This window comes from Ramlibacter tataouinensis, from assembly GCF_001580455.1.
GTDB lineage: Bacteria > Pseudomonadota > Gammaproteobacteria > Burkholderiales > Burkholderiaceae_C > Ramlibacter > Ramlibacter tataouinensis_B.
Map to the genome: position 1 here is coordinate 4,559,926 of NZ_CP010951.1, position 21,369 is coordinate 4,581,294.

Consider the following 21,369-nt stretch of genomic DNA (forward strand, 5'->3'; position numbering starts at 1 on the left):
ATGGCCAAGCAATTCGACGTCGTCGTCATCGGCGGCGGTCCCGGCGGCTACATCGCCGCGATCCGCGCCTCCCAGCTGGGATTCACCGCGGCGTGCATCGACGAATGGAAGAACGCCAAGGGCGGCCCGGCGCTGGGCGGCACCTGCACCAACATCGGCTGCATTCCGTCCAAGGCGCTGCTGCAGTCCTCGGAAAACTTCGAACACGCGGGCAAGCATTTCGCCGACCACGGGATCAAGGTCAGCGGCCTGTCCATCGACGTGGCGAAGATGCTGGCCCGCAAGGACCAGGTGGTCGAGCAGAACAACAAGGGCATCGAGTTCCTGTTCAAGAAGAACAAGGTGTCCTTCTTCCACGGCCGGGGCTCCTTCGTGAAGGCCGAGGGCGGCCTCTACGAGATCAAGGCGGGCGAGGAGACGATCTCCGCCAAGCATGTGATCGTGGCCACCGGCTCCAACGCGCGGCCGCTGCCCGGCGCTCCCTTCGACGAAGAGAACATCCTGTCGAACGACGGGGCGCTGCGCATCCAGGGCGTGCCGAAGAAGCTGGGCCTGATCGGCTCCGGCGTCATCGGCCTGGAGATGGGTTCGGTGTGGCGCCGTCTGGGCGCGGAAGTCACCGTGCTGGAAGCGCTGCCCACCTTCCTCGGGACCGTGGACGAGCAGATCGCCAAGGAGGCGAAGAAAGCCTTCGACAAGCAGGGCCTGAAGATCGAGCTCGGCGTGAAGGTCGGTGAGGTCAAGTCGAGCAAGGCCGGCCTGAGCGTCGAGTACACCAACGCCAAGGGCGAGCCGCAAAAGCTCGATGTCGACAAGCTGATCGTCTCGATCGGCCGCGTGGCCAACACCATCGGCCTCAACCCCGAGGCCGTCGGCCTGAAGCTGGACGAGCGTGGCGCCGTGATCGTCGATGACGAATGCCGCACCAACCTGCCCAATGTCTGGGCCATCGGCGACGTGGTGCGCGGCCCCATGCTGGCGCACAAGGCCGAGGAGGAGGGCGTGGCGGTGGCCGAGCGCATCGCCGGCCAGCACGGGCACGTCAACTTCAACACCATCCCCTGGGTGATCTACACCAGCCCGGAGATCGCCTGGGTGGGGCAGACCGAGCAGCAGCTCAAGGCCGCCGGCGTCGCCTACAAGGCGGGCACGTTCCCGTTCATGGCCAACGGCCGCGCGCGGGCGCTGGGCGACACGACCGGCATGGTCAAGTTCCTGGCCGACGCCAAGTCCGACGAGATCCTCGGCGTGCACATCGTCGGCCCCATGGCCAGCGAACTGATCTCCGAAGCCGTGGTCGCCATGGAGTTCCGCGCTTCCGCGGAAGACATTGCGCGCATCTGCCACGCGCATCCGTCGCTGTCGGAGGCCACGAAGGAAGCCGCGCTGGCCGTCGACAAGCGCACGCTGAACTTCTGACGACCAGCCTTTGCGCGAGCACGTGCCTTCAGTCCGGGAAGTCTACGAAGCCGAGCTGAGGGCACGCGGCTTTCAGAGCGATCCCGCGCAGCTGCGCGCGGTGGAGGCGCTGGAGCGATGTGCCCGCGAATGGGCCGAGTTCAAGGAGCAGCGCTCCAACGTCTTCAAGAAGCTGATCAACCGGCCCGAGATCCCGCGTGGGGTCTACATGTACGGCGGGGTGGGCCGCGGCAAGAGCTTCCTCATGGATTGCTTCTTCACGGCCGTGCCGCTGCGGCGCAAGACCCGGCTGCATTTCCATGAGTTCATGCGCGAGGTGCACCGGCAGCTGGCCGAGCTGCAGGGCACCGTGAATCCGCTGGAAGCGCTGGGCGCGCGCATGGCACGGCGCTACCGGCTGATCTGCTTCGACGAGTTCCACGTCGCCGACATCACCGACGCGATGATCCTGCACCGGCTGCTGGATGCCTTGTTCTCCAACGGCGTCGGGCTGGTGACGACCTCCAACTTCAAGCCCGACGGGCTGTACCCCGACGGGCTGCACCGCGACCGCATCCTCCCGGCGATCGCGCTGCTGAACGAAAAGCTCGAGGTGATCAACGTCGACCACGGCGTGGACTACCGGCGGCGGGTGCTGGAGCACGTCAAGCTCTACCACACGCCGCTGGGGCCCGAGGCCGATGCCGAGCTGAACGAGGCCTTCACCCGGCTGGCGGAGACGCACGACGAAGAGCCGGTGCTGCACATCGAGGCGCGTGAAATCCGTGCGCGGCGCAAGGCCGGCGGCGCGGTGTGGTTCGATTTCCGGACCCTGTGCGGCGGTCCGCGGTCGCAAAATGACTATCTGGAGATCGCGACGCAGTTTCATACGGTGCTGCTGTCGGACGTACCGTACATGCCGGTGCGCATGGCTTCGGAGGCGCGGCGCTTCACCTGGCTGGTCGACGTGCTGTACGACCGGCGGGTCAAGCTGATCATGTCGGCCCAGGTTCCGCCCGAGGCGTTGTACACCGAAGGGCCCCTGGCCCATGAGTTTCCGCGCACGGTCTCGCGGCTGCACGAGATGCAATCCGCAGAATTCCTGGCGCTGGAACACCGAACCGTGGACACCCGACTGACATGAAACGCCACCTGTCATCCGTGCTGCTGCCGTTGCTGCTGCTGGCCGCGGCGGCCCACGCGCAGGACGAGGACGCGAACATCACCGCCGAGCGCGCCCGGCTGGCGGAAGCGCACAAGCAGGCCGAATCCCGGTACAAGGCCGAAGAGAAGGCCTGCTATTCGAAGTTTGCCGTCAACGACTGCCTGACAGCGGCAAGGGCGCAACGACGCAAGACCGTGGAAGAGCTCAGGCGCCAGGAAATCGTCCTCAACGACGCCGAGCGCAAGCGCAAGGCGGCCGAGCGCCAGCGCGTCCAGGACGAACGCAGCGCGTCGGAGGCCGAGCGGCAAGAGGCCGCGAAGGATCGAGCGGGTCAGGACCAGGGCCGCCAGGAGCGCGCGACCGGCAAGGCCGCCAGCCGCGACTCGCAGGCGGCGAGCGCCTCGGCCAAGGCCGCGCAGCGCCAGCAGGAACTGCAGCGGCGCGAAGCCGACAAGCAGGCCGCCCAGCGCCGCCGCGACGAGGAAGCGGCGGCGAACGTGAAAGAGCACGAAAAGCGCCTGGCCGAGGCGCAAGAGCGCAAGGACAAGCAGCAAAAGCGCATGGCGGAGCGCAAGAAGCCGCCGGCGAGCTCCTTGCCGGCGCCGCCCTGATCCGGCAGGAGGGCGCTAGCCTTCGAGCGGCTCGAACTTGGCGATGGCCAGCGACAGGTTGTCGCCGCCACCGTGCCCGCGGGAGCGGGCCTTCTCGATCAGGAACTCGCTGGCTTCGCGTGGCGACAGCGAGGACAGCACCGAACCCAGCTCGTTCGGGCTGAAGTAGTGCCAGATCCCGTCGCTGCAGGCCATCAGCACATCGCCGGGCCGCAACTGGGGAATGAAGTGGTGGTCCGACGGCGGATCGTCGTCCGCGCCCAGGCAACCCATCAGGATGTTGGACTGCGGATGCACATTGGCCTCTTCCTCGGTCAGCTCGCCGCGATCGACCAGCGTCTGCACATAGGAGTGGTCGAGCGAGCGCTTGACCAGCTTGCCGTTGTGGAAGTGGTAGATGCGGGAATCGCCGGCGTGCACCCAGTGGCAATCGCCGGCCGGATTGACCAGGAAGGCGGCGATCGTGCTGTGCGGCTCCTGCTCGGAGGCCAGCGCGGTGAGCTTGATGACGATGTGCGCCTCCTGCACGACCTGCTTGAGCAGGGTGCCGGCATCGTCATGGTCGGGCGAGTAGCGCTCAAACAACTGTTTGGCGGTAAGCATGACCTGGTCCGAGGCCTTGCGTCCGCCGCTGCGTCCGCCCATGCCATCGGCCACCACGCCGAGCACGCATCCGGTTGCCCGTGGATGGGTCAGCATGGACACCTGGTCCTGCTGGTACTCGCGATCGCCTTTGTGGATGCCTGTCGCGGCAATGAGTCGATATCCCTTGGTCGCCATGCTGCTGTCCAGAACGGGTGCTTCTTGAGAAAGCGCTCGAAGTGTGACTTCGAAAGCCTTATTATCAACCGTAGCCCATCATGATCCCAGCAGTCAATTGGAATCGAACCTGCATTCGCCGGAACGCCGCCTGATCGAGTTGCGCATGGAACACGCCGACCTCGATGCGCTGATCGACCGCGCCGGCCAGGAAAGCCCGGTGGACGAACTCATGATGCGGCGCCTGAAGAAGCGGCGCCTCTCGCTGCGCGACGAGATCGCGCGGCTCGAGTTGGTGCTCGACCCCAAGGAACCCGCCTGAGGAATGTCGCCCCCACGCTCCTCACTTCGTGGAGTCGCCGGCCCCCTCGCCTAGGGGCGGCCCGTCGGCGCCCAAGCACACCTTAGATGATCCAGGATAGCGTTCGCGAGGCATTCGCGCAGGGTGGCGTGCTGTCGCGCGCCGCCGACCATTTCCGGCCACGGACCGGACAAACCGAGATGGCGCTGGCGGTGGCGCGCGCCATCGAGCAAGGCGGAGCGCTGGTCGTGGAGGCTGGCACTGGTGTGGGCAAGACCTTCTCCTACCTGGTTCCGGCACTGTTGAGCGGCGAGCGGGTGCTGTTGTCGACGGCCACCAAGACATTGCAGGATCAGTTGTATGGACGCGACTTGCCGCGCCTGATGGAGGCCCTCGGGCTGCCGGCGCGCACCGCCTTGCTCAAGGGCCGCGGCAGCTACCTGTGCCTGCATCGCATGGAACTTGCGCGGCGCGACGCCAGCCTGCCGGACCGTGCTTCGACGCGCGCGCTGGCCAAGATCGAGCAATGGGCCCAGGTCACCCGGACCGGCGACCTGGCCGAATTGCCCGGCCTGGACGAGCGCTCGCCGCTGATCCCGCTGGTGACCTCGACGCGCGAGAACTGCCTGGGCGCGCAGTGCCCGCGCTGGCGCGCCTGCCATGTGAACCTGGCGCGCAAGGAAGCGTTGGCCGCCGACGTGGTGGTCGTCAATCACCACCTGTTCTTTGCCGACCTGGCGGTGCGCGAGTCGGGCATGGCGGAGCTGCTGCCCACGGTGCGCGTCGCGATCTTCGACGAGGCGCACCAGCTCAACGAGACCGGCGTCCAGTTCCTGGGCACCCAGCTCACCACCGGGCAAGGCCTCGATTTCGCCCGGGACATGCTGGCCGCCGGCCTGCAGCTGGCGCGCGGCCTGGTCGACTGGCAGCAGGTGGTGGCCGTGGTGGAGCGCGCGGCGCGCGACCTGCGACTGGCCGTGGGCCGGACGGCGCCGGGCGCGCGCCTGCGCTGGGTCGGCCCGGCCCCGGAAGGCGTGGACGCCGTGGCCTGGGCGGAGGCGCTCGACCGGCTTCGCCAGGCCTGCGCCCAGGCCATCGAGGCGCTGTCCACCGTCAGCGAGATCGCGCCGGATTTCGAGCGCCTGGCCGAAAGGGCGCAGGAGCTCGCGCGCCGGGCGGAGCGCTTTGCCGGGCCCTGCGATCCCGATGCCGTGCGCTGGGTCGATGCCGGCATGCAACTGCGGCTGGTGCAGTCGCCACTGGACATCGCGCAGGCGGTGCGCGACAAGCTTTTGCGCGAGGACGGTCCGGAGGCCTCCTCGCGCACCTGGATCTTCACTTCCGCCACGCTGGGCGACGACGAACGCCTGTCCTGGTTCACCCAGCCCTGCGGCCTGTCGCAGGCCGAGGTGCTGCGGGTCGAGAGCCCGTTCGACTACGCGGCCCAGGCGGCGCTCTACGTTCCGCGCGAACTGCCCCGGCCCAACGATCCCGGCCACAGCGCGCAAGTCGCGGCGCTGGCGGCCGAGGGCGCGCTGCGCCTGGGCGGACGCACCATGGTGCTGACCACCACATTGCGTGCGCTGCGCACCATCGGCGATGAATTGCAGAGCCGTTTTTCCGGCTCAGGCGAGCTCGAGGTGCTGGTGCAGGGCCAGTGGCCCAAAAGGCGGCTGATCGAGCGCTTCCGCGAAGGCGCGGCCAACGGCCAGCCCGGCTGCGTCCTGGTCGCTTCGGCCTCGTTTTGGGAAGGCGTGGACGTCCCGGGCGAGGCGCTGCAGCTGGTGGTGATCGACAAGCTGCCCTTTCCGCCGCCGGGCGATCCGCTGGTGGAGGCGCGATCGCAGCGCTTGCAGTCCCAGGGCCGCAGCCCGTTCAGCGACTACTCCCTGCCGGAGGCTGCCGTGGCGCTCAAGCAGGGCGCCGGGCGGCTGATCCGGCGCGAGTCGGACCAAGGCGTGCTGGTGGTATGCGATACGCGCCTGGCGACGATGAGCTATGGCCGCCGGCTGACCGCAGCCCTGCCGCCGATGCGCCAGCTTCAGTCCAGGAGCGAGTGGCTGGAAGCGCTGGAGCGCCTGGCAGGGCTTACCAGAACTTCCACCACGGATCCTGCGGTGACTTAGAGCCGCGCGAGAGGTACTCGCTGTTGGGGTAGCTCTTTTCCATCACCCGGCGCGAGTCGGCGGCCAGCTGGGGCATGCCCAGGGCCTCGTAGGAACGCATCAGGATGAACAGCGCCTCTTCCAGCGCCGGCACGTTCTGGTAGTCCGAGATGGCGTTCTGGGCGCGGTTGACAGCGGCCACGTAGGCGCCCCGGGTGTAGTAGTAGCGCGCGACGTGCACCTCGTATTGCGCCAGCGAGTTGACGATGTACGTCATGCGGGCGCGGGCATCGGCGGTGTACTTGGAGTCCGGAAAGCGCGAGGCCAGCTCCTTGAAGGACTCGAATGATTCCTTGGCAGCCTTCTGGTCGCGCTCGGACAGGTCCTGGCGGGCGATGAAGCCCATGAGGCCGAGGTTGTCGTTGAAGTTGATGATGCCCTTCAGGTACAGCGCATAGTCCAGCGCCGGGCTGGCGGGGTGCTGCTTCATGAAGCGGTCCAGCGTTGCCAGCGCGGCGGCGTGGTCGTTCGACTTGAACTGCGCGTAGGCCTTTTCGAGCTGCGCCTGCTGCGCCAGCGGCGTGCCGGCGGCGCGGCCCTCGAGCTTCTCGAACAGCGGGATGGCCTTGTCGTACGCGCCCGCGTTGACTTCGTCCTTCGCATCGGCATAGATCCGGTTCGGGCTCATCGCTGCCGTCTTGTCCTCGGACGTGGAGGAACAACCGGCCATGAGGGCGGCCACGGCCAGGACGAGGGTGCCGGTGGAAGGAAGGGGAAATCGGATGGTCACGCGCGGGCTCTCTGCCTGAAAGGCGTAAATATAAATCAGCGGACGCCGGGCTCAAGCGCCTGGGTGGCCAGCGACACCGCTTTCTTCACCCGCAGGCGCACGCCGGGGAAGGTCGCCACCACGAACTGCACGTTGAAGGTGGTGTCCTCGAGCTCGAACTGAAGCGAGCGCGAAAGCGCAGCCCCGGGCTCGGCGTGCACGGGCACTTCGGCCTGCACGAAGATGGCGTTGGCGGGTCCGCCGCTCACATGGGTGACGGCGCCCGGGCCTGCGCCGGGCGGTCCATCCGGATAGTCGAAGCTCAGGGTCAGGGTGTGGCGGCCGGCGGGTAGCGCGGTGTACGGCCCGAACAGCAGGGCGCCGGCGCGGCCTTCGGAATCGAACCAGGTCTGGCCGTCCACCACCACGGGCTTGCCGATCACGCTTTGCAGGCGGTTGAGGCGCTCCGGCCAGGCGAGTGCTTCGATTTCGCGGATACGCTCGCGCAGGCGCGCGGCCTGCGGCGCGCGCGGCGCCTTGCGCGCCTCGATCCACCAGATGAAGGAAGATTCCGGGCAGTCCTTCGCTTCGGCCGCCCGCCGCGCCAGCGGCCATTCGCCCTCCGGCGTCATTTCGGCGAAGGGCAGCAGCCGGCCGCTCGCGGGCGCCTCGCACAGCCACAGGCCCAGCTTGCGCTGCACATCGAAGCCCGCGAGCTCGAGCAGCTCGCAAGCCTCGGAAGGTGTCAGCTCGATCGTGTGCTCGGGATGGCTCCAGCCCAGGAGGGCCGTCAGCCGCCGGTTCGGGCTGTCGACGACCAGCAGCCCGCCGTCCTTCAGCACGCGATGGCTTTCCAGCAGGAAGTTGCCGATGTCTTCGGGCCAGAGGTGTTCGATGTTCTGTCCCGAAAACAACAGGTCGGCGCAGCCATCCGCCAGCGCTTCCATGTTGCCGGCGGTGTTGGCGATCCACTCCACGCCGGCGGGCAGGTCGTCCGGCTTGGGCGAATAGAACTCGATGCCGGTGTGCCGCCGGGGCCCGCACTTCTCGGCGATCCAGTTGAAGTACCAGGTGCCGGCGCAGCCCACGCTGACGAAATGGCCCACGTCCTTCGGCAGTTGCGCGAGCACCTGCCCGCGCAGGTGATGCAGCAGGTGGTTGATGTCGGGTTGTGGCACGCGGGGCACGCCCGCCGCGTCCAGCGCGGCCTGCACTTGCCGTGCCTGCCGCGAGCGGCGCTGTTCGTGCACGAAGTCGCGCACGACCGGGAGAAAGGGGCCCAGAAGCCGTTTGGCTGCCGTTTTGATCATGGTGTAGGTCTGGCTCGCGCCGATAATGGCGCGCCACGCAAGCAATACGCGCGTGGCGAGAACGGGGCAAATCATAATGGTCGCGGACACTTTCGACGAACCTGGCGAGCAGGACGCGGAATTGCGCCCGTTCGTCATCGACGCGGCGCACCATGGCCAGCGGCTGGATCGCGCGCTCGCCGCCCTGGTGCCCGAGTTCTCGCGCAGCTACCTGCAGCAGCTGATCGAGGCGGGCGCCGTCACGCTGGGCGCCGCCGTGGTCGCGCGCTCCTCGCACAAGGTGCGCGCCGGCGAGGCGGGCCGCATCGAGTTGCGGCCAACTCCGCAAAGCCAGGCTTTTCGTCCCGAGCCCATGGACCTGCATGCGGTGTTCGAAGACGAGCACCTGCTCGTGATCGACAAGCCGGCGGGCCTGGTGGTGCATCCGGCGCCCGGCAACTGGAGCGGCACGCTGCTCAATGGGCTGCTGGCACGCGACACCGCCGCGTCGCTGCTGCCGCGCGCCGGCATCGTGCACCGCCTGGACAAGGACACCAGCGGCCTGATGGTGGTGGCGCGCACCCGCGCGGCGATGGATGCCCTGGTCGCACTGATCGCCGCGCGCGAGGTCGCCCGCGAGTACGTCGCGCTCGCCCATCGGCCCTGGCAGGGTGGCCGCATCCGCCACGTCGATGCGCCGATCGGCCGCGACCCGCGCAACCGCCTGCGCATGGCAGTGGTCGAGGGCGGCAAGCCGGCCTTCACCACCTTGGAGCTGCTGCAGGATGCCGAGCAGGGCTGCTGGGTCCGCGCCAGCCTGCACACCGGCCGCACGCACCAGATCCGCGTGCACATGGCTCACATCGGCCATCCGCTGGTCGCCGATGAGCTGTATGGCGGCGCCGCGGCGGGTGCGCTCGGGCGACAGGCGCTGCACGCCTTCCGACTGGCCTTCCGCCATCCGTCCACGGGCGCCGAGCTCGAGTTCCGCTCGCAGCTCCCCGGCGATTTGCGGCAGGCCTTGGCATCCTGGGGCCTGCGTTACAATGACCCGGAATGGCTCACGAGCCACGCCCCCTGACCTGCGGGGCGGGCGCCGCGGAACCCGGTGTTCACGTCGGCGCGGCGATACCCAAGCGCCTGTTCATCCCGATTGGTTTGCGCGCCGGATGGCGCCTTTTCCTGGAACGGCCCAACAATGAATACGACGGATGCCAAGCGCGTCCTCGAAACTGCCTTGATCTGCTCGCAGCAGCCGCTGTCGGTGCGCGAGATGCGTGTCCTGTTCAGCGACGAGCTGGGAGCCGACACGATCAAGTCGCTTCTCGGGGACCTGCAGAACGAATGGACCCAGCGCGGCGTGGAACTGGTCCCGGTGGCCAGCGGCTGGCGCTTCCAGAGCCGGCCGCAGATGCGCGAATACCTCGACCGCCTGCACCCGGAAAAGCCCCCGAAATACACGCGGGCCGTGCTGGAGACGCTGGCGATCATCGCCTACCGGCAGCCGGTCACGCGCGGCGACATGGAAGACATCCGGGGCGTCACGATCAACGCCTTGATCCTCAAGCAGCTCGAAGACCGCGGCTGGGTGGAGGTGATCGGCCACCGCGAAGCCGTCGGGCGTCCGGCGCTGTTCGCCACCACGCGGCAGTTCCTGGATGACCTCGGGCTGGAGTCGCTGGACCAGCTGCCCATGCTCGAGAGCCCGACCCAGCAGGCCGAGCTCATGGCCACGCTCACCGCCGGTGAGGACGCCGCGCAGCCGGCGCTCCCGATGGAGCCGTCGGCCGTCGCCGACAACGAATCCAGCACGGACGGGAGCGACGGCCCCAAAGACGCCGCGCAAGAAGTCGAGACCTGACATGAACGAATCCCAGCCCAGCCCGGCCGCGCTGCCGGTGACCGAAGAGGACGCCCAAGACCTGCGAATGGCGAAACAGCCCGACTCGCCAACCAGCACCAAGCCGGTCCTGCCGCAAGCGGATGAAGCCGCCGCATTCTCGGACACGGACGAAGAAGGCGCGGAAGGCGAGGGCGAACTGGCAGACGACGATGCGGACGAGGACGGCAACCGCGAAGGCAGGCGCGCGCAGCGCCAGCCCCGCCCGCCGGCCGAGCCGGCGCCGCCACCGGTGAGCTTTGCCGACGTGGTGTCCGGGGAGTTCGACCAGCAGGCCGACGGTACCGAGGCGGCCGCTTCCAAGCGCGTGCTGGCGCCCCAGCCCGAGCAGCCCAAGCTGCACAAGGTGCTGGCCCAGGCCGGCCTGGGCTCGCGCCTCGAGATGGAGCAGCTCATCATGGAAGGGCGCATCTCGGTCAACAACGAACCCGCCCACATCGGCCAGCGCATCCAGTACGGCGACCAGATCAAGGTCAATGGCAAGCCGATCCGCGTGCGGATCGCACCGCCGCCGGCCCGGGTGATCGCCTATCACAAGCCGGTGGGCGAGGTCGTCACGCACGACGACCCGCAGAACCGGCCCACGGTGTTCCGCAAGCTGCCCAAGCTGCAGCAGGGCAAATGGCAGTCGGTCGGCCGGCTGGACCTCAACACCGAAGGCCTGCTGCTGTTCACCAGCTCGGGCGAGCTGGCCAACAAGCTCATGCATCCGCGTTTCGGGCTGGAGCGCGAGTACGCGGTGCGCGTACTGGGCGCGCTCAGCGACGAGGAAAAACAGCGGCTGCTCGAAGGCGTCGAGCTGGATGACGGCCGGGCGCAATTCGGCAGCATCGAGGCCGGCGGCGGCGAAGGCGCCAACACCTGGTACCGTGTGACGATTTCCGAGGGCCGCAACCGCGAGGTGCGCCGCCTGTTCGAAGCGCTGGGTCACGCGGTCAGCCGGCTGATCCGCATCCGCTATGGCGCGATGATGCTGCCGCGCGGGCTCAAGCGTGGCCTCTGGATGGAACTGGACGAGCGTGACATCCGGTCCCTGATGCAGGCCGCCGGTGACAACAACGCCGGCGGCGCGCCGCGCAGCGCGCGCGGCGAGCGGCCGGCCGAGGGCGAGCCCGGCGGCAATTCGCGCCGGCGCCGCCGCGGCGGACGGGGCCCCGGCCCCAGGGAAGGCCAACCGCGCGGCCAGGGCCAAGGCGGCCAAGGCGGCCAAGGCCAAGGTGGCCAGGGCCAGGGCGGCCAGGGCCAGCAGCGTCGCAAGGAGCGCGGCGACCGCACGCCGGGCGGAGCCCAGCCGGACCCGATGAAGACCTCGTTCGGTTACATCGGTGCCGACAGCTTCATGCGGCAGCGCGGACAGGGCCAAGGCCAGGGGCAAGGCCAGCGCCGGGGTAATTCCGGAGGCGGCGGCGGCCGCCGCGGCGGCCGCGGGCGCGGATGACCGCTTTGGCTTTCAGCATGCCGATCCAGCATGTCGAAAGCGTGAAATGCCCCCGCAGGGCGGTCATCGACTCCCGCGCAGGGCGAGGCTGATCGCCACACGAATTAGAATGGCGGGCTTTGCCGAAACTTTCGCATCCGGCAAAACCCTAAAACTCAAGAGCTCAGGAATACGCACATGGCTATCGAACGCACCCTCTCCATCATCAAGCCCGACGCCGTGGCCAAGAACGTGATCGGCCAGATCTATGCCCGCTTCGAAGCCGCGGGCCTGAAGGTCGTGGCCGCCAAGATGGCCCACCTGTCGCGCGGCGAGGCGGAGCAGTTCTACGCCGTGCACAAGGAGCGTCCCTTCTTCAAGGACCTGGTCGAGTTCATGATCTCCGGCCCGGTGATGATCCAGGCGCTGGAAGGCGAGAACGCCATCCTCAAGAACCGCGACCTGATGGGCGCCACCGATCCCAAGAAGGCTGCTCCCGGCACCATCCGCGCCGACTTCGCCGACAGCATCGATGCCAACGCGGTGCACGGCTCCGACGCCCCCGAAACCGCCAAGGTGGAAGTCTCCTTCTTCTTCCCGGGCATGAACGTCTATTCGCGCTGAGCGCGACCCCCCATGAAATGACGGCCAACCTTCTCGACTTCGACCTGGAGGGTCTGGCCGCGTTCTGCGAGCGCCTGGGCGAAAAGCGCTTCCGCGCGACCCAGTTGTTCCGCTGGATCCACCAGCGTGGCGCCGGTGACTTCGCCGAGATGACCGATCTCGCGAAGTCGCTGCGCGAAAAGCTCGCCACCTCCGCCCGCATCCAGGGCCTCACCGTCCTCACGCAGCAGGAATCGGCCGACGGCACCATCAAGTGGCTGTTCGACGTCGGCGCCGGCGATGCCGTCGAGGCTGTTTTCATTCCCGAGGACGACCGCGGCACGCTGTGCGTGTCCTCGCAGGCCGGCTGCGCCGTCGGCTGCCGTTTCTGTTCGACCGGCCACCAGGGGTTTTCGCGCAACCTGAGCACCGGCGAGATCGTGGCGCAGCTCTGGTTCGCCGAGCACTTCCTGCGCAAGCACCTGGGCACCGGCGAACGCGTCATCTCCAACGTGGTGATGATGGGCATGGGCGAGCCGCTGCAGAACTATGCCAATCTGGTGCCGGCACTGCGGACCATGCTGGACGACCACGGTTACGGCCTGTCGCGCCGGCGCGTGACGGTTTCCACATCCGGCGTCGTTCCCATGATGGACCGGCTCGGCGCCGACTGCCCGGTGGCGCTGGCGGTGTCGCTGCACGCACCCCATGACGAATTGCGCGACAACCTGGTGCCGCTCAATCGCAAGTACCCGATCGCCGAGTTGCTGGACGCCTGCAACCGCTACCTGGAGCACGCGCCGCGCGACTTCATTACCTTCGAGTACTGCATGCTCGACGGGGTGAACGACCAGCCGGAACATGCGCGCCAGCTGGTGGACCTGGTGAAGCGCCACGCAGGCCGCGGCGTGTCCTGCAAGCTGAATCTGATTCCTTTCAACCCCTTCCCCCAGTCCGGCCTGACGCGTTCTCCCCACAGCCAGGTGCTCGCCTTCGCGAAAATCCTGGGTGATGCTGGTATCGTCACCACTGTGCGCAAGACGAGAGGGGACGACATTGACGCCGCCTGCGGCCAACTGGCCGGCGACGTCAAGGATCGCACCCAGGTGGGCGACCGCATCGCACGCCAGCGCACCGTGATGCTGAAACCGGTGCCGGCAACCGCGGGCGCGAAGGAGACAAGAGAATGAGGAAGAGGGCGCCGGGTCGCTGGGACCCCGTGAGGTGCCTGGCATGGGCGGGCCTGGCCGGCGCGCTGCTGCTGGCGTTGGGGGGCTGCGCTTCGCAGCCCGGAAGCAGCCCGGGGGCGTCGGCCGACATCGTCACGCCTTCGGACGAAAGCGAGGCGCGCAAGCGCGCTCGCATCCGGCTCGAACTGGCCGTGGGCTATTTCGAAGAGGGCAAGACCGAGATCGCCCTGGACGAGGTCAAGCAGGTGATCGCCGCGGACCCGAACCTCGCCGATGCGCACAACCTGCGCGGCCTGATCTACATGCGCCTGAACGACCGGCGCCAGGCCGAGGAGAGCTTCCGCCGGGCGGCCTCGCTGAACCCGCGCGAGGCCAACATCCAGCACAACCTCGGTTGGCTCTATTGCCAGGAAGGCCGCTACCCCGATGCGCAGCGCGCGTTCGAGACGGCCATGTCCAATCCCACCTATGGCGGCCGCGCCAAGACCCTGATGGCCCAGGGTGTCTGCCAGGCGCGTGCCGGCCAGACCGCCGAGGCCGAGCGCAGCCTCGCGCGTGCGTACGAACTGGACGCCGCCAATCCGGTGACTGGCTACAACCTGGCCAACATCCTGTACCGGCGAGGTGAAACCGCGCGCGCGCAGTTCTACATCCGGCGCCTGAACAACAGCGAATACGCGAACGCCGAATCGCTGTGGCTGGGAATCCGGGTCGAACGCCGCATGAAGGACCAGGTGGCGATGCGCCAGCTGGGCGACCAGCTGAAGAAGCGTTACAGCGGATCCCGCGAGGCGCTGGCCTATGAGCGCGGAGCATTCGATGAGTGAGTTGGCAGCTTCTCCGGAAGCCGGCATCGGCGCCGATGGCGTCACGGCCGGCCTGCTGTTGCGGCGCGCCCGCGAGGCGGCCGGACTGCACGTGGCGGCCCTGGCGGTCTCGCTCAAGGTGCCGGTCCGCAAGCTCGAAGCGCTCGAAGGCGACCGCTACGACCTGCTGCCCGACGCGGTGTTCGCGCGGGCCCTGGCCTCCAGCGTTTGCCGCACGCTGAAGCTCGATCCGCAGCCGGTGCTGCAGCGCCTGCCGCAAACGGCGACGCCGCGGCTCATCCAGAGTACCGATGGCCTGAATGCACCGTTCCGCACGCCTGGCGATGCAAAGCCGAGCTGGATCGACCATCTGCGCCAGCCGGTGTTCCTGGCGGTGCTTGCGCTGTTGCTGGGCGCGCTGGTGCTGATTCTTGTGCCCAACACGCGCTTTGAAGACACACTCGCGCCGGCCGCAGCGCCGCAACCCGCGGCGGCAGTTGAAACAGTCGCGTTGCCGCCGGCTGCGGCGGCTACTCAGGCCGCGCCGCCGGACGCGCAGAATCCAACGACGGCGGCAGCGCCCGCGGCCGATGCAACTGCCGCCGCGCTTGCGCCGGCCGCGCCCGCTTCTGCCGCCGTTGCCGCAACGCCCGTCGCGCCTGCTGCAGCCGCCCCGGCGCCTGCGGCTGCCGCCGTGGCCCAGCCGGCCGCCTCCGCCGCCGCACCTGCGGCGGCTTTCACCGCCGCCGCGGCGCCGGCTCAGGCGGGCCTGGTGGTGATCCGCACCAAGGGCGAGTCCTGGGTGGACGTGACCGATGCCAAGGGCGTCGTCGCGCTGCGCAAGACGCTCACGGCCGGCGAGTCGGCGGGCGCCTCCGGGACGCTTCCCTTGCAGGTGACGATCGGCCGGGTCGACATGACCGAGGTGACGGTGCGGGGCAAGCCGTTTGACATGCGCCCGGTGTCGCGTGACAACGTGGCGCGCTTTGAAGTGAAATAGGCACTGCCAACAGCAGTGTGAACAGGCCGTAATGCAGGAATCTTTGCCGGTCGCCGCGGCATCGCCGCTGTCCCGCCGCACGCGGCAGGCGCGCGCGGTGTGGGGATCGAACGTCGTCACCATCGGTGGCGACGCGCCGGTGCGCATCCAGTCCATGACCAACACCGACACGCAGGAGGCCGTGGCCACCGCGATCCAGGTGAAGGAGCTGGCGCTGGCCGGCTCGGAGCTGGTGCGCATCACCGTGAACACGCCCGAGGCGGCGGCGCAGGTGCCGTACATCCGCGAGCAGCTGGACCGCATGGGCATCGATGTGCCGCTGGTGGGCGACTTCCACTACAACGGCCACCGGCTGCTCACCGAATTCCCCGACTGCGCCCAGGCGCTGTCCAAGTACCGCATCAATCCCGGCAACGTCGGCAAGGGCGAGAAGCGCGACCGCCAGTTCGCCCAGATGATCGAAGCCGCGATGCGCTGGGACAAGTGCGTTCGCATCGGTGTCAACTGGGGCAGCCTCGACCAGGAACTGCTGGCGCAGATGATGGACGAGAACAGCCGCCGCGCCGATCCCTGGGATGCCAAGGCCGTGATGTACGAGGCGCTGGTCACCTCGGCGATCGAATCCGCCCGGCAGGCCGAGAGCCTGGGCATGGACGGCTCGCAAATCATCCTTTCGTGCAAGGTGAGCGGCGTGCAGGACCTGGTGTCCGTCTACCGCGAACTCGCCCGCCGCTGCGACTACGCGCTGCACCTGGGCCTGACCGAGGCCGGCATGGGCACCAAGGGGACCGTGGCGTCCAGCGTGGCCATGGGCCTGCTGCTGCAGGAAGGCATCGGCGACACCATCCGCGTGTCCCTGACACCGCAGCCGGGCGAGCCGCGCACCCAGGAAGTGGTGATCGCCGCCGAGATCCTGCAGTCGCTCGGCCTGCGCAGCTTCGTGCCCAGCGTCACCGCCTGCCCCGGCTGCGGACGCACCACCAGCACGACCTTCCAGGAACTGGCCAAGCAGATCGACGACCACCTGCGCTCCAGCATGCCGGTGTGGCGCGCGAAATACCCCGGGGTCGAGACCATGAAGCTCGCCGTGATGGGCTGCATCGTCAACGGCCCGGGCGAAAGCAAGCACGCCGACATCGGCATCAGCCTGCCGGGCACCGGCGAGGCGCCGGCGGCGCCGGTGTTCATCGACGGCCAGAAGGCGATGACGCTGCGCGGGGACAATATCGCCCGCGACTTCCAGCGTATCGTCGAGGAATACATCGAGAAGCGTTTCGGCCACGTGGCCGATCACGCCTGAGTCATGACTTTGGAAATCAACACGGCCGCCAAGGCCGCCCCCAAGCCTGCCGGCGCCGACAAGATCAGCGGCGTCAAGGGCATGAACGACATCCTGCCGGCATCGGTGCCGCGCAAGGAGGTCCTGCCGCGCAACGCCACCTGGCAATGGTTCGATGACGTGGTGCGCCGCGTGATGGCGCGCTACGGCTACCAGTACATCGTGACGCCGGTCGTCGAGCCCACGCAGCTGTTCGTGCGCGGCCTGGGCGAGGTGACCGACATCGTCGAGAAGGAGATGTACTCCTTCGTCGATTCGATGAACGGCGACCGGCTCACGCTGCGGCCGGAAGCCACCGCGGGCATCGTGCGGGCGGTGGTCGAACACAACGCGCTGTACAACGGGCCGCTGCGCATCTGGACGACCGGGCCCATGTTCCGCCACGAGCGGCCGCAGAAGGGCCGCTACCGCCAGTTCCACCAGCTCGACGTCGAGGCGCTGGGCTTCGCGGGCCCCGAGGTCGATGCGGAGCTGATCCTCATGGGCCGCGCCCTCTGGCGCGAACTGGGCCTGGCCGAAGGCGTGCACTACCGGCTCGAGATCAACACGCTGGGCGAGCCCGAGGAGCGGCGCGCGCACCGCGCGGCGCTGATCGAGCACTTCGAGCGGCATGCCGAGCTGCTGGACGCCGACGCCAGGAACCGCCTGCACTCGAATCCGCTGCGTATCCTGGACACCAAGAATCCGGCCATGCAGGAGATCGTCGAGTCGGCCCCGAAGCTGATCGACTTCCTGGGCGCCGAATCCAAGGCCCACTTCGACGCCGTGTGCCGCCTGCTGGAGGCGGCCGGCCAGCCTTACCGGATCAACACGCGGCTGGTGCGCGGCATGGATTACTACAACCGCACCGTGTTCGAGTGGACCACCGAGCATCTCGGGTCGCAGGGCACGATCTGCGGCGGCGGACGCTATGACGGCCTGATCGGCCAGATGGGCGGCAAAAGTGCGCCGGCCATCGGCTTCGGCCTGGGCATCGAGCGCCTGCTGCTCCTGCTGGACGCCCTAGCACTGCAGGGACCGGATGTCGCGCCGGCGGCCTATGCAGTGTTCGGCTCGGACGGCACCCTGGCCCGGGCCATGCCGGTGATCGAGGCGCTGCGCGCCGGCGGGGTCGACGTCGTGATGCACAGCGGCGGCGGCTCGTTCAAGAGCCAGCTCAAGAAGGCCGACGCGAGCGGCGCGCGCTACGCCCTGATCTTCGGCGACGACGAGGTCGCGCAGGGCGCGGTCACCGTCAAGGCGCTGCGCGACGGCGCCGGCGCGCAGGAGCAGCGGCCGCTGGCCGAGGCCGCCGCCTGGGCGGCGCTGCTCAAGGCCTAAGGACTGTTGGGCTGGACAGGCCCTGACTACAATCTCGGGTTGCCGCACGCGCGGCCCCCACAAGAATCAAGCACACCCAATGGCCAAACATCTCGACCTCGAGGAACAGGAGCAGCTTGCCGAACTCAGGCACTTCTGGAACGAATGGGGCAACCTCATCACATGGATCCTGATCGTCGTGTTCGGGGCGATCGCCGCGTGGAACGGCTGGAACTACTGGCAGCGGACGCAGGCGGCGCAGGCTTCGGCGCTCTACGACGAGGTCGAGCGCGCCGCGATTGCCGGTGACACGGCCCGTGTCGAGCGCGCCTTCGCCGACATCAAGGACAAGTTCGCCCGCACCGCCTACGCCCAGCAGGCAGGCTTGCTGGCCGCCAAGGTCATGGCCGACAAGGGCAACACCGACGGCGTGAAGGCCGCGCTGGGCTGGGTGGCCGAGAAGTCCTCGGACGAGGGCTACCAGGCCGTCGCCCGCCTGAGGCTGGCGGCCATCGCCGTCGAGGCCAAGGCCTACGACGAAGCGCTCAAGCAACTGGCGGGCGGTTTCCCCAAGGATTTCGAATCGCTCGCCGCCGACCGGCGCGGCGACGTCTACAGCCTGCAAGGCAAGAAGGCGGAAGCCAAGGACGAGTACCTTAAGGCCTACAAGGGCATCGACGAGCGCAGCGACTATCGCCGCATCATCGAGGTCAAGCTTGCCGCGCTCGGGGTCGATACCCAGAGTATCGCGCCGGCGCCGGCCGGCGCCGCCTCCGGAGTGGCGAAGTCATGAGGCGCGCTTCCATCGTGACGGGCGGCCGCCGCCTGTGCATCGCGCTGGGCGTCGCGACGCTGACCGCCTGCTCTTCGCTGCCCCTGCCATCTTTCCTGAGCAGCTCCGAAAAGCCGAAGCCCGCCGAACTGACGCCGAATCCGGCGACCCTGGGCATGCGTTCCGCCTGGACGGCGCGCATCGGCGCGGTGGACATGCCGCTCACCGTCAACGCCAACGGCAGCAGCTTCGTGGTCGCCGGCAGCGACGGCTCGGTCGCTGCCTTCGATGCGGCGAGCGGACGTGAACTCTGGCGCGCCAGCGCCGGTGGCCCGATCGCCGCGGGCGTCGGCAGCGATGGCAAGGTCAGCGCCGTCGTCACCCGCGCCAACGACCTGGTGGCCTTCGAGGAAGGCAAGGAAATCTGGCGCCAGCGCCTGGCCGCCGGCGCGTACACCGCGCCCTTCGTGGCGGGCGCCCGCGTTTTCGTCCTGACGGCCGACCGCGCGGTGTCGGCGTTCGACGGCAAGACCGGACGCAAGCTCTGGTCGCAGTCGCGCCCGGGCGAACCGCTGGTGCTGCGCCAGCCGGGCGTCATGCTGGCCGTCGGCGATACCCTGGTGGTGGGCCTGTCCGGCCGCCTGGCGGGCTTGAATCCGCAGAACGGGCTGGGGCGCTGGGAGGCGCCGATCGCCACGCCCCGCGGCATCAATGACGTGGAGCGGCTGGTCGACTTGGTCGGCCGGGTGAGCCGCACGGGCGATGTCGTCTGCGCGCGCGCCTTCCAGACCAGCGTGGGCTGCGTCGACACCCGCCGCGGTGCCGTCGTCTGGTCCAAGCAGGCCAACGGGGCCGAAGGGGTCGATGGCGACGGCACGCTGCTGTTCGGCAGCGAAGCCGACGGCAAGGTGGTTGCCTGGAAGCGCGACAGCGGCGAGCGTGCCTGGACCTCGGAGATGCTGCTGCATCGGGGCCTGACGGCGCCTCTGTCGCTGGGCCGTTCCGTCGTCGTGGGCGACAGCTTCGGCTATGTGCACATTCTCTCGCGCGAGGATGGCAAGTTGCTGAACCGCGTGGCCACCGACTCGTCGGCCGTGGCGGCCGCCCCGGTGCTTGCCGGCAACACACTGGTCGTCGTCACGCGTAGCGGCGGCGTCTACGGCTTCGTGCCCCAGTAAATGTTGGCCCCCGCGCGTCTCACTTCGTGTAGTGCGCTGCCCCCCGAGGGGGCCCTCGCGCCTTGGGGCGGCCCGGCGGCGCCCAGGCGTAGCTGCTGATGAAGCCCGTTCTTGCGTTGGTCGGCCGGCCCAACGTCGGCAAGTCGACCCTTTTCAACCGAATCACGAAGTCGCGCGACGCGATCGTCGCCGACTTCGCCGGTCTCACGCGTGACCGGCACTATGGCAACGCCAAGCAGGGCCGGATCGAATTCATCGTGATCGACACGGGCGGCTTCGAGCCGACCGCCGAGAGCGGCATCTACATGGAGATGGCCAAGCAGACGCGCCAGGCCGTCGCCGAGGCCGACGTGGTGGTGTTCGTGGTCGATGCGCGCGGCGGGCTGTCCGCGCAGGACCACGACATCGCCAAGTACCTGCGCAAGCTGGGCAAGCCCACGGTGCTCGCGGCCAACAAGGCCGAAGGCATGACCGAGGGCATCCAGTTCTCGGAGTTCTACGAGCTCGGACTGGGCGAGATCCATCCGGTCTCGGCCGCGCACGGGCAGGGCGTCCGCAGCCTCGTGGAAGAAGCCTTCGCGACGCTGGACCTGCCGGAGCCGGAGGAGGAGGCGGAGGCCGAGGACACCGGCATCGTGAAGCTGGCGGTGGCCGGTCGGCCGAACGTCGGCAAGTCCACGCTGATCAACACCTGGCTGGGCGAGGAACGCCTGGTCGCCTTCGACCTGCCGGGCACCACGCGCGACGCGATCTCGGTGCCCTTCGAGCGCGAAGGCCAGAAGTTCGAGCTCATCGACACCGCAGGCCTGCGGCGCAAGGGCAAGGTGTTCGAGGCGATCGAAAAGTTCTCGGTGGTCAAGACGCTGCAGGCCATCGAGTCCGCCAACGTCGTGCTGTTGTTGCTGGACGCCACCCAGGGCGTGACGGACCAGGATGCGCACATCGCAGGCTACATCCTCGAGAGCGGCCGGGCCGTGGTCCTGGCCGTCAACAAGTGGGACGCGGTGGACGACTACCAGCGCCAGCAGGTGCAGCGCCAGATCGAGACGCGGCTGGCCTTCCTGAAGTTCGCCCCGCTGCATTTCATCTCTGCCATCAAGCGCCAGGGCCTGGGGCCCGTGTGGACCGCGATCGCGCAGGCGTACCGCTCCGCCATGGCCAAGATGTCCACGCCGGTGCTTACGCGGCTGTTGCTGGAGGCGGTGCAGTTCCAGCAGCCCAAGCGCTCCGGCATGTTCCGTCCCAAGCTGCGCTACGCGCACCAAGGCGGCATGAACCCGCCGGTGATCGTGATCCACGGCAACTCGCTGGAACATGTCACCGATGCTTACAAGCGATTCCTTGAGGGGCGCTTTCGCAAGGAATTCAATCTGGTGGGGACGCCCCTGCGCATCGAGATGAAGACCTCGCGCAACCCCTATGCGGCAAAGGACGCGGGCTGAAGCCTGCACCGGCCGGCTCCGCGCGA

20 protein-coding genes are annotated in these 21,369 nt (G+C 68.5%); 17 read left to right on the top strand and 3 right to left on the bottom strand.

Going from position 1 to position 21,369, the window contains the following annotated elements; all coding sequences use genetic code 11:
• From lpdA to UC35_RS21200, 3 genes are read left to right on the top strand one after another with little or no spacing between them, the layout of a single operon-like run.
• Positions 1 to 1,419 (top strand): dihydrolipoyl dehydrogenase, encoded by a 1,419-nt coding sequence (lpdA, locus tag UC35_RS21190; RefSeq protein WP_061503241.1) that lies wholly within the window; start codon positions 1 to 3, stop codon positions 1,417 to 1,419.
• 22 nt (positions 1,420 to 1,441) lie between these two features.
• Positions 1,442 to 2,542 carry a cell division protein ZapE gene (gene zapE, locus UC35_RS21195; protein WP_061503986.1) on the top strand — a complete coding sequence of 367 codons (1,101 nt, stop codon included), beginning with the start codon at positions 1,442 to 1,444 and terminating at the stop codon, positions 2,540 to 2,542.
• On the top strand, positions 2,539 to 3,174 hold the full coding sequence (locus tag UC35_RS21200; RefSeq protein ID WP_061503243.1) for a hypothetical protein: 636 nt from the start codon (positions 2,539 to 2,541) through the stop codon (positions 3,172 to 3,174). The genes zapE and UC35_RS21200 overlap by 4 nt, the downstream gene beginning before the upstream one ends.
• Before the next feature lie 15 nt (positions 3,175 to 3,189).
• Here UC35_RS21200 and UC35_RS21205 read toward each other — a convergent pair whose 3' ends face one another.
• Positions 3,190 to 3,954, bottom strand: a complete 765-nt coding sequence (locus tag UC35_RS21205) for a PP2C family protein-serine/threonine phosphatase (RefSeq protein ID WP_061503245.1) — start codon at positions 3,952 to 3,954, stop codon at positions 3,190 to 3,192.
• 97 nt (positions 3,955 to 4,051) lie between these two features.
• Here UC35_RS21205 and UC35_RS21210 point away from each other — a divergent pair, with 97 nt between their 5' ends.
• Together UC35_RS21210 and UC35_RS21215 are read left to right on the top strand one after the other, a co-directional pair.
• Positions 4,052 to 4,255, top strand: coding sequence for a YdcH family protein (locus tag UC35_RS21210; RefSeq protein ID WP_061503246.1), 204 nt, complete (start codon positions 4,052 to 4,054; stop codon positions 4,253 to 4,255).
• An 86-nt stretch (positions 4,256 to 4,341) separates the two neighbouring features.
• A complete protein-coding gene (locus UC35_RS21215) occupies positions 4,342 to 6,360 on the top strand; it encodes an ATP-dependent DNA helicase (protein WP_061503248.1) in 2,019 nt (672 codons plus the stop codon).
• On the opposite strand, the gene UC35_RS21220 is transcribed toward UC35_RS21215, so the two are convergent.
• Both UC35_RS21220 and UC35_RS21225 read right to left on the bottom strand, forming a co-directional pair.
• The gene (locus tag UC35_RS21220) at positions 6,323 to 7,123 is read right to left on the bottom strand and encodes an outer membrane protein assembly factor BamD (RefSeq protein WP_265331345.1); all 801 of its coding nucleotides are present in this window, start codon (positions 7,121 to 7,123) and stop codon (positions 6,323 to 6,325) included. The genes UC35_RS21215 and UC35_RS21220 overlap by 38 nt on opposite strands.
• A 41-nt stretch (positions 7,124 to 7,164) precedes the next feature.
• Positions 7,165 to 8,418 (bottom strand): methyltransferase domain-containing protein, encoded by a 1,254-nt coding sequence (locus UC35_RS21225; protein WP_158513947.1) that lies wholly within the window; start codon positions 8,416 to 8,418, stop codon positions 7,165 to 7,167.
• A 76-nt stretch (positions 8,419 to 8,494) separates the two neighbouring features.
• Here UC35_RS21225 and UC35_RS21230 point away from each other — a divergent pair, with 76 nt between their 5' ends.
• The 12 genes from UC35_RS21230 to der all read left to right on the top strand — a co-directional run bounded on the left by UC35_RS21230 (position 8,495) and on the right by der (position 21,343).
• On the top strand, positions 8,495 to 9,478 hold the full coding sequence (locus UC35_RS21230; protein ID WP_061503252.1) for an RluA family pseudouridine synthase: 984 nt from the start codon (positions 8,495 to 8,497) through the stop codon (positions 9,476 to 9,478).
• A 117-nt stretch (positions 9,479 to 9,595) separates the two neighbouring features.
• Positions 9,596 to 10,258: an SMC-Scp complex subunit ScpB gene (scpB, locus tag UC35_RS21235; RefSeq protein ID WP_227820398.1), complete on the top strand. Its 663-nt coding sequence runs from the start codon at positions 9,596 to 9,598 to the stop codon at positions 10,256 to 10,258.
• 1 nt (position 10,259) lies between these two features.
• Positions 10,260 to 11,735 carry a pseudouridine synthase gene (locus UC35_RS21240; RefSeq protein WP_061503255.1) on the top strand — a complete coding sequence of 492 codons (1,476 nt, stop codon included), beginning with the start codon at positions 10,260 to 10,262 and terminating at the stop codon, positions 11,733 to 11,735.
• A 177-nt stretch (positions 11,736 to 11,912) separates the two neighbouring features.
• Positions 11,913 to 12,338, top strand: coding sequence for a nucleoside-diphosphate kinase (gene ndk / locus UC35_RS21245; protein ID WP_061503257.1), 426 nt, complete (start codon positions 11,913 to 11,915; stop codon positions 12,336 to 12,338).
• A 17-nt stretch (positions 12,339 to 12,355) separates the two neighbouring features.
• Entirely contained in the window at positions 12,356 to 13,507 is a 1,152-nt protein-coding gene (rlmN, locus tag UC35_RS21250) for a 23S rRNA (adenine(2503)-C(2))-methyltransferase RlmN (protein WP_061503259.1), read from the top strand.
• Complete coding sequence (gene pilW / locus UC35_RS21255) at positions 13,504 to 14,334, top strand: type IV pilus biogenesis/stability protein PilW (protein WP_061503261.1); 831 nt, start codon at positions 13,504 to 13,506, stop codon at positions 14,332 to 14,334. Before rlmN ends, pilW begins: the two co-directional genes overlap by 4 nt.
• Positions 14,327 to 15,313 carry a helix-turn-helix domain-containing protein gene (locus UC35_RS21260; protein WP_227820399.1) on the top strand — a complete coding sequence of 329 codons (987 nt, stop codon included), beginning with the start codon at positions 14,327 to 14,329 and terminating at the stop codon, positions 15,311 to 15,313. The genes pilW and UC35_RS21260 overlap by 8 nt, the downstream gene beginning before the upstream one ends.
• Before the next feature lie 31 nt (positions 15,314 to 15,344).
• A complete protein-coding gene (gene ispG / locus UC35_RS21265) occupies positions 15,345 to 16,613 on the top strand; it encodes a flavodoxin-dependent (E)-4-hydroxy-3-methylbut-2-enyl-diphosphate synthase (RefSeq protein ID WP_061503265.1) in 1,269 nt (422 codons plus the stop codon).
• Positions 16,614 to 16,616: 3 nt separating this feature from the next.
• The gene (hisS, locus tag UC35_RS21270; protein ID WP_061503267.1) at positions 16,617 to 17,972 is read left to right on the top strand and encodes a histidine--tRNA ligase; all 1,356 of its coding nucleotides are present in this window, start codon (positions 16,617 to 16,619) and stop codon (positions 17,970 to 17,972) included.
• A gap of 79 nt (positions 17,973 to 18,051) precedes the next feature.
• Positions 18,052 to 18,744, top strand: coding sequence for a YfgM family protein (locus UC35_RS21275; protein ID WP_061503270.1), 693 nt, complete (start codon positions 18,052 to 18,054; stop codon positions 18,742 to 18,744).
• On the top strand, positions 18,741 to 19,901 hold the full coding sequence (bamB, locus tag UC35_RS21280) for an outer membrane protein assembly factor BamB (protein ID WP_061503271.1): 1,161 nt from the start codon (positions 18,741 to 18,743) through the stop codon (positions 19,899 to 19,901). Before UC35_RS21275 ends, bamB begins: the two co-directional genes overlap by 4 nt.
• Before the next feature lie 98 nt (positions 19,902 to 19,999).
• Complete coding sequence (gene der / locus UC35_RS21285) at positions 20,000 to 21,343, top strand: ribosome biogenesis GTPase Der (RefSeq protein WP_061503273.1); 1,344 nt, start codon at positions 20,000 to 20,002, stop codon at positions 21,341 to 21,343.
• The last annotated feature ends 26 nt before the right edge of the window (positions 21,344 to 21,369 follow it).

Excerpts from the sequence above, each read along its gene's own strand:
- lpdA (WP_061503241.1), top strand. The coding sequence starts at position 1 with ATGGCCAAGCAATTCGACGTCGTCGTCATCGGCGGCGGTCCCGGCGGC.
- UC35_RS21200 (WP_061503243.1), top strand. The coding sequence starts at position 2,539 with ATGAAACGCCACCTGTCATCCGTGCTGCTGCCGTTGCTGCTGCTGGCC.
- UC35_RS21205 (WP_061503245.1), bottom strand. The coding sequence starts at position 3,954 with ATGGCGACCAAGGGATATCGACTCATTGCCGCGACAGGCATCCACAAA.
- UC35_RS21215 (WP_061503248.1), top strand. The coding sequence starts at position 4,342 with ATGATCCAGGATAGCGTTCGCGAGGCATTCGCGCAGGGTGGCGTGCTG.
- UC35_RS21225 (WP_158513947.1), bottom strand. The coding sequence starts at position 8,418 with ATGATCAAAACGGCAGCCAAACGGCTTCTGGGCCCCTTTCTCCCGGTC.
- UC35_RS21230 (WP_061503252.1), top strand. The coding sequence starts at position 8,495 with ATGGTCGCGGACACTTTCGACGAACCTGGCGAGCAGGACGCGGAATTG.
- scpB (WP_227820398.1), top strand. The coding sequence starts at position 9,596 with ATGAATACGACGGATGCCAAGCGCGTCCTCGAAACTGCCTTGATCTGC.
- UC35_RS21240 (WP_061503255.1), top strand. The coding sequence starts at position 10,260 with ATGAACGAATCCCAGCCCAGCCCGGCCGCGCTGCCGGTGACCGAAGAG.
- ndk (WP_061503257.1), top strand. The coding sequence starts at position 11,913 with ATGGCTATCGAACGCACCCTCTCCATCATCAAGCCCGACGCCGTGGCC.
- rlmN (WP_061503259.1), top strand. The coding sequence starts at position 12,356 with ATGACGGCCAACCTTCTCGACTTCGACCTGGAGGGTCTGGCCGCGTTC.
- pilW (WP_061503261.1), top strand. The coding sequence starts at position 13,504 with ATGAGGAAGAGGGCGCCGGGTCGCTGGGACCCCGTGAGGTGCCTGGCA.
- UC35_RS21260 (WP_227820399.1), top strand. The coding sequence starts at position 14,327 with ATGAGTGAGTTGGCAGCTTCTCCGGAAGCCGGCATCGGCGCCGATGGC.
- ispG (WP_061503265.1), top strand. The coding sequence starts at position 15,345 with ATGCAGGAATCTTTGCCGGTCGCCGCGGCATCGCCGCTGTCCCGCCGC.
- hisS (WP_061503267.1), top strand. The coding sequence starts at position 16,617 with ATGACTTTGGAAATCAACACGGCCGCCAAGGCCGCCCCCAAGCCTGCC.
- UC35_RS21275 (WP_061503270.1), top strand. The coding sequence starts at position 18,052 with ATGGCCAAACATCTCGACCTCGAGGAACAGGAGCAGCTTGCCGAACTC.
- bamB (WP_061503271.1), top strand. The coding sequence starts at position 18,741 with ATGAGGCGCGCTTCCATCGTGACGGGCGGCCGCCGCCTGTGCATCGCG.
- der (WP_061503273.1), top strand. The coding sequence starts at position 20,000 with ATGAAGCCCGTTCTTGCGTTGGTCGGCCGGCCCAACGTCGGCAAGTCG.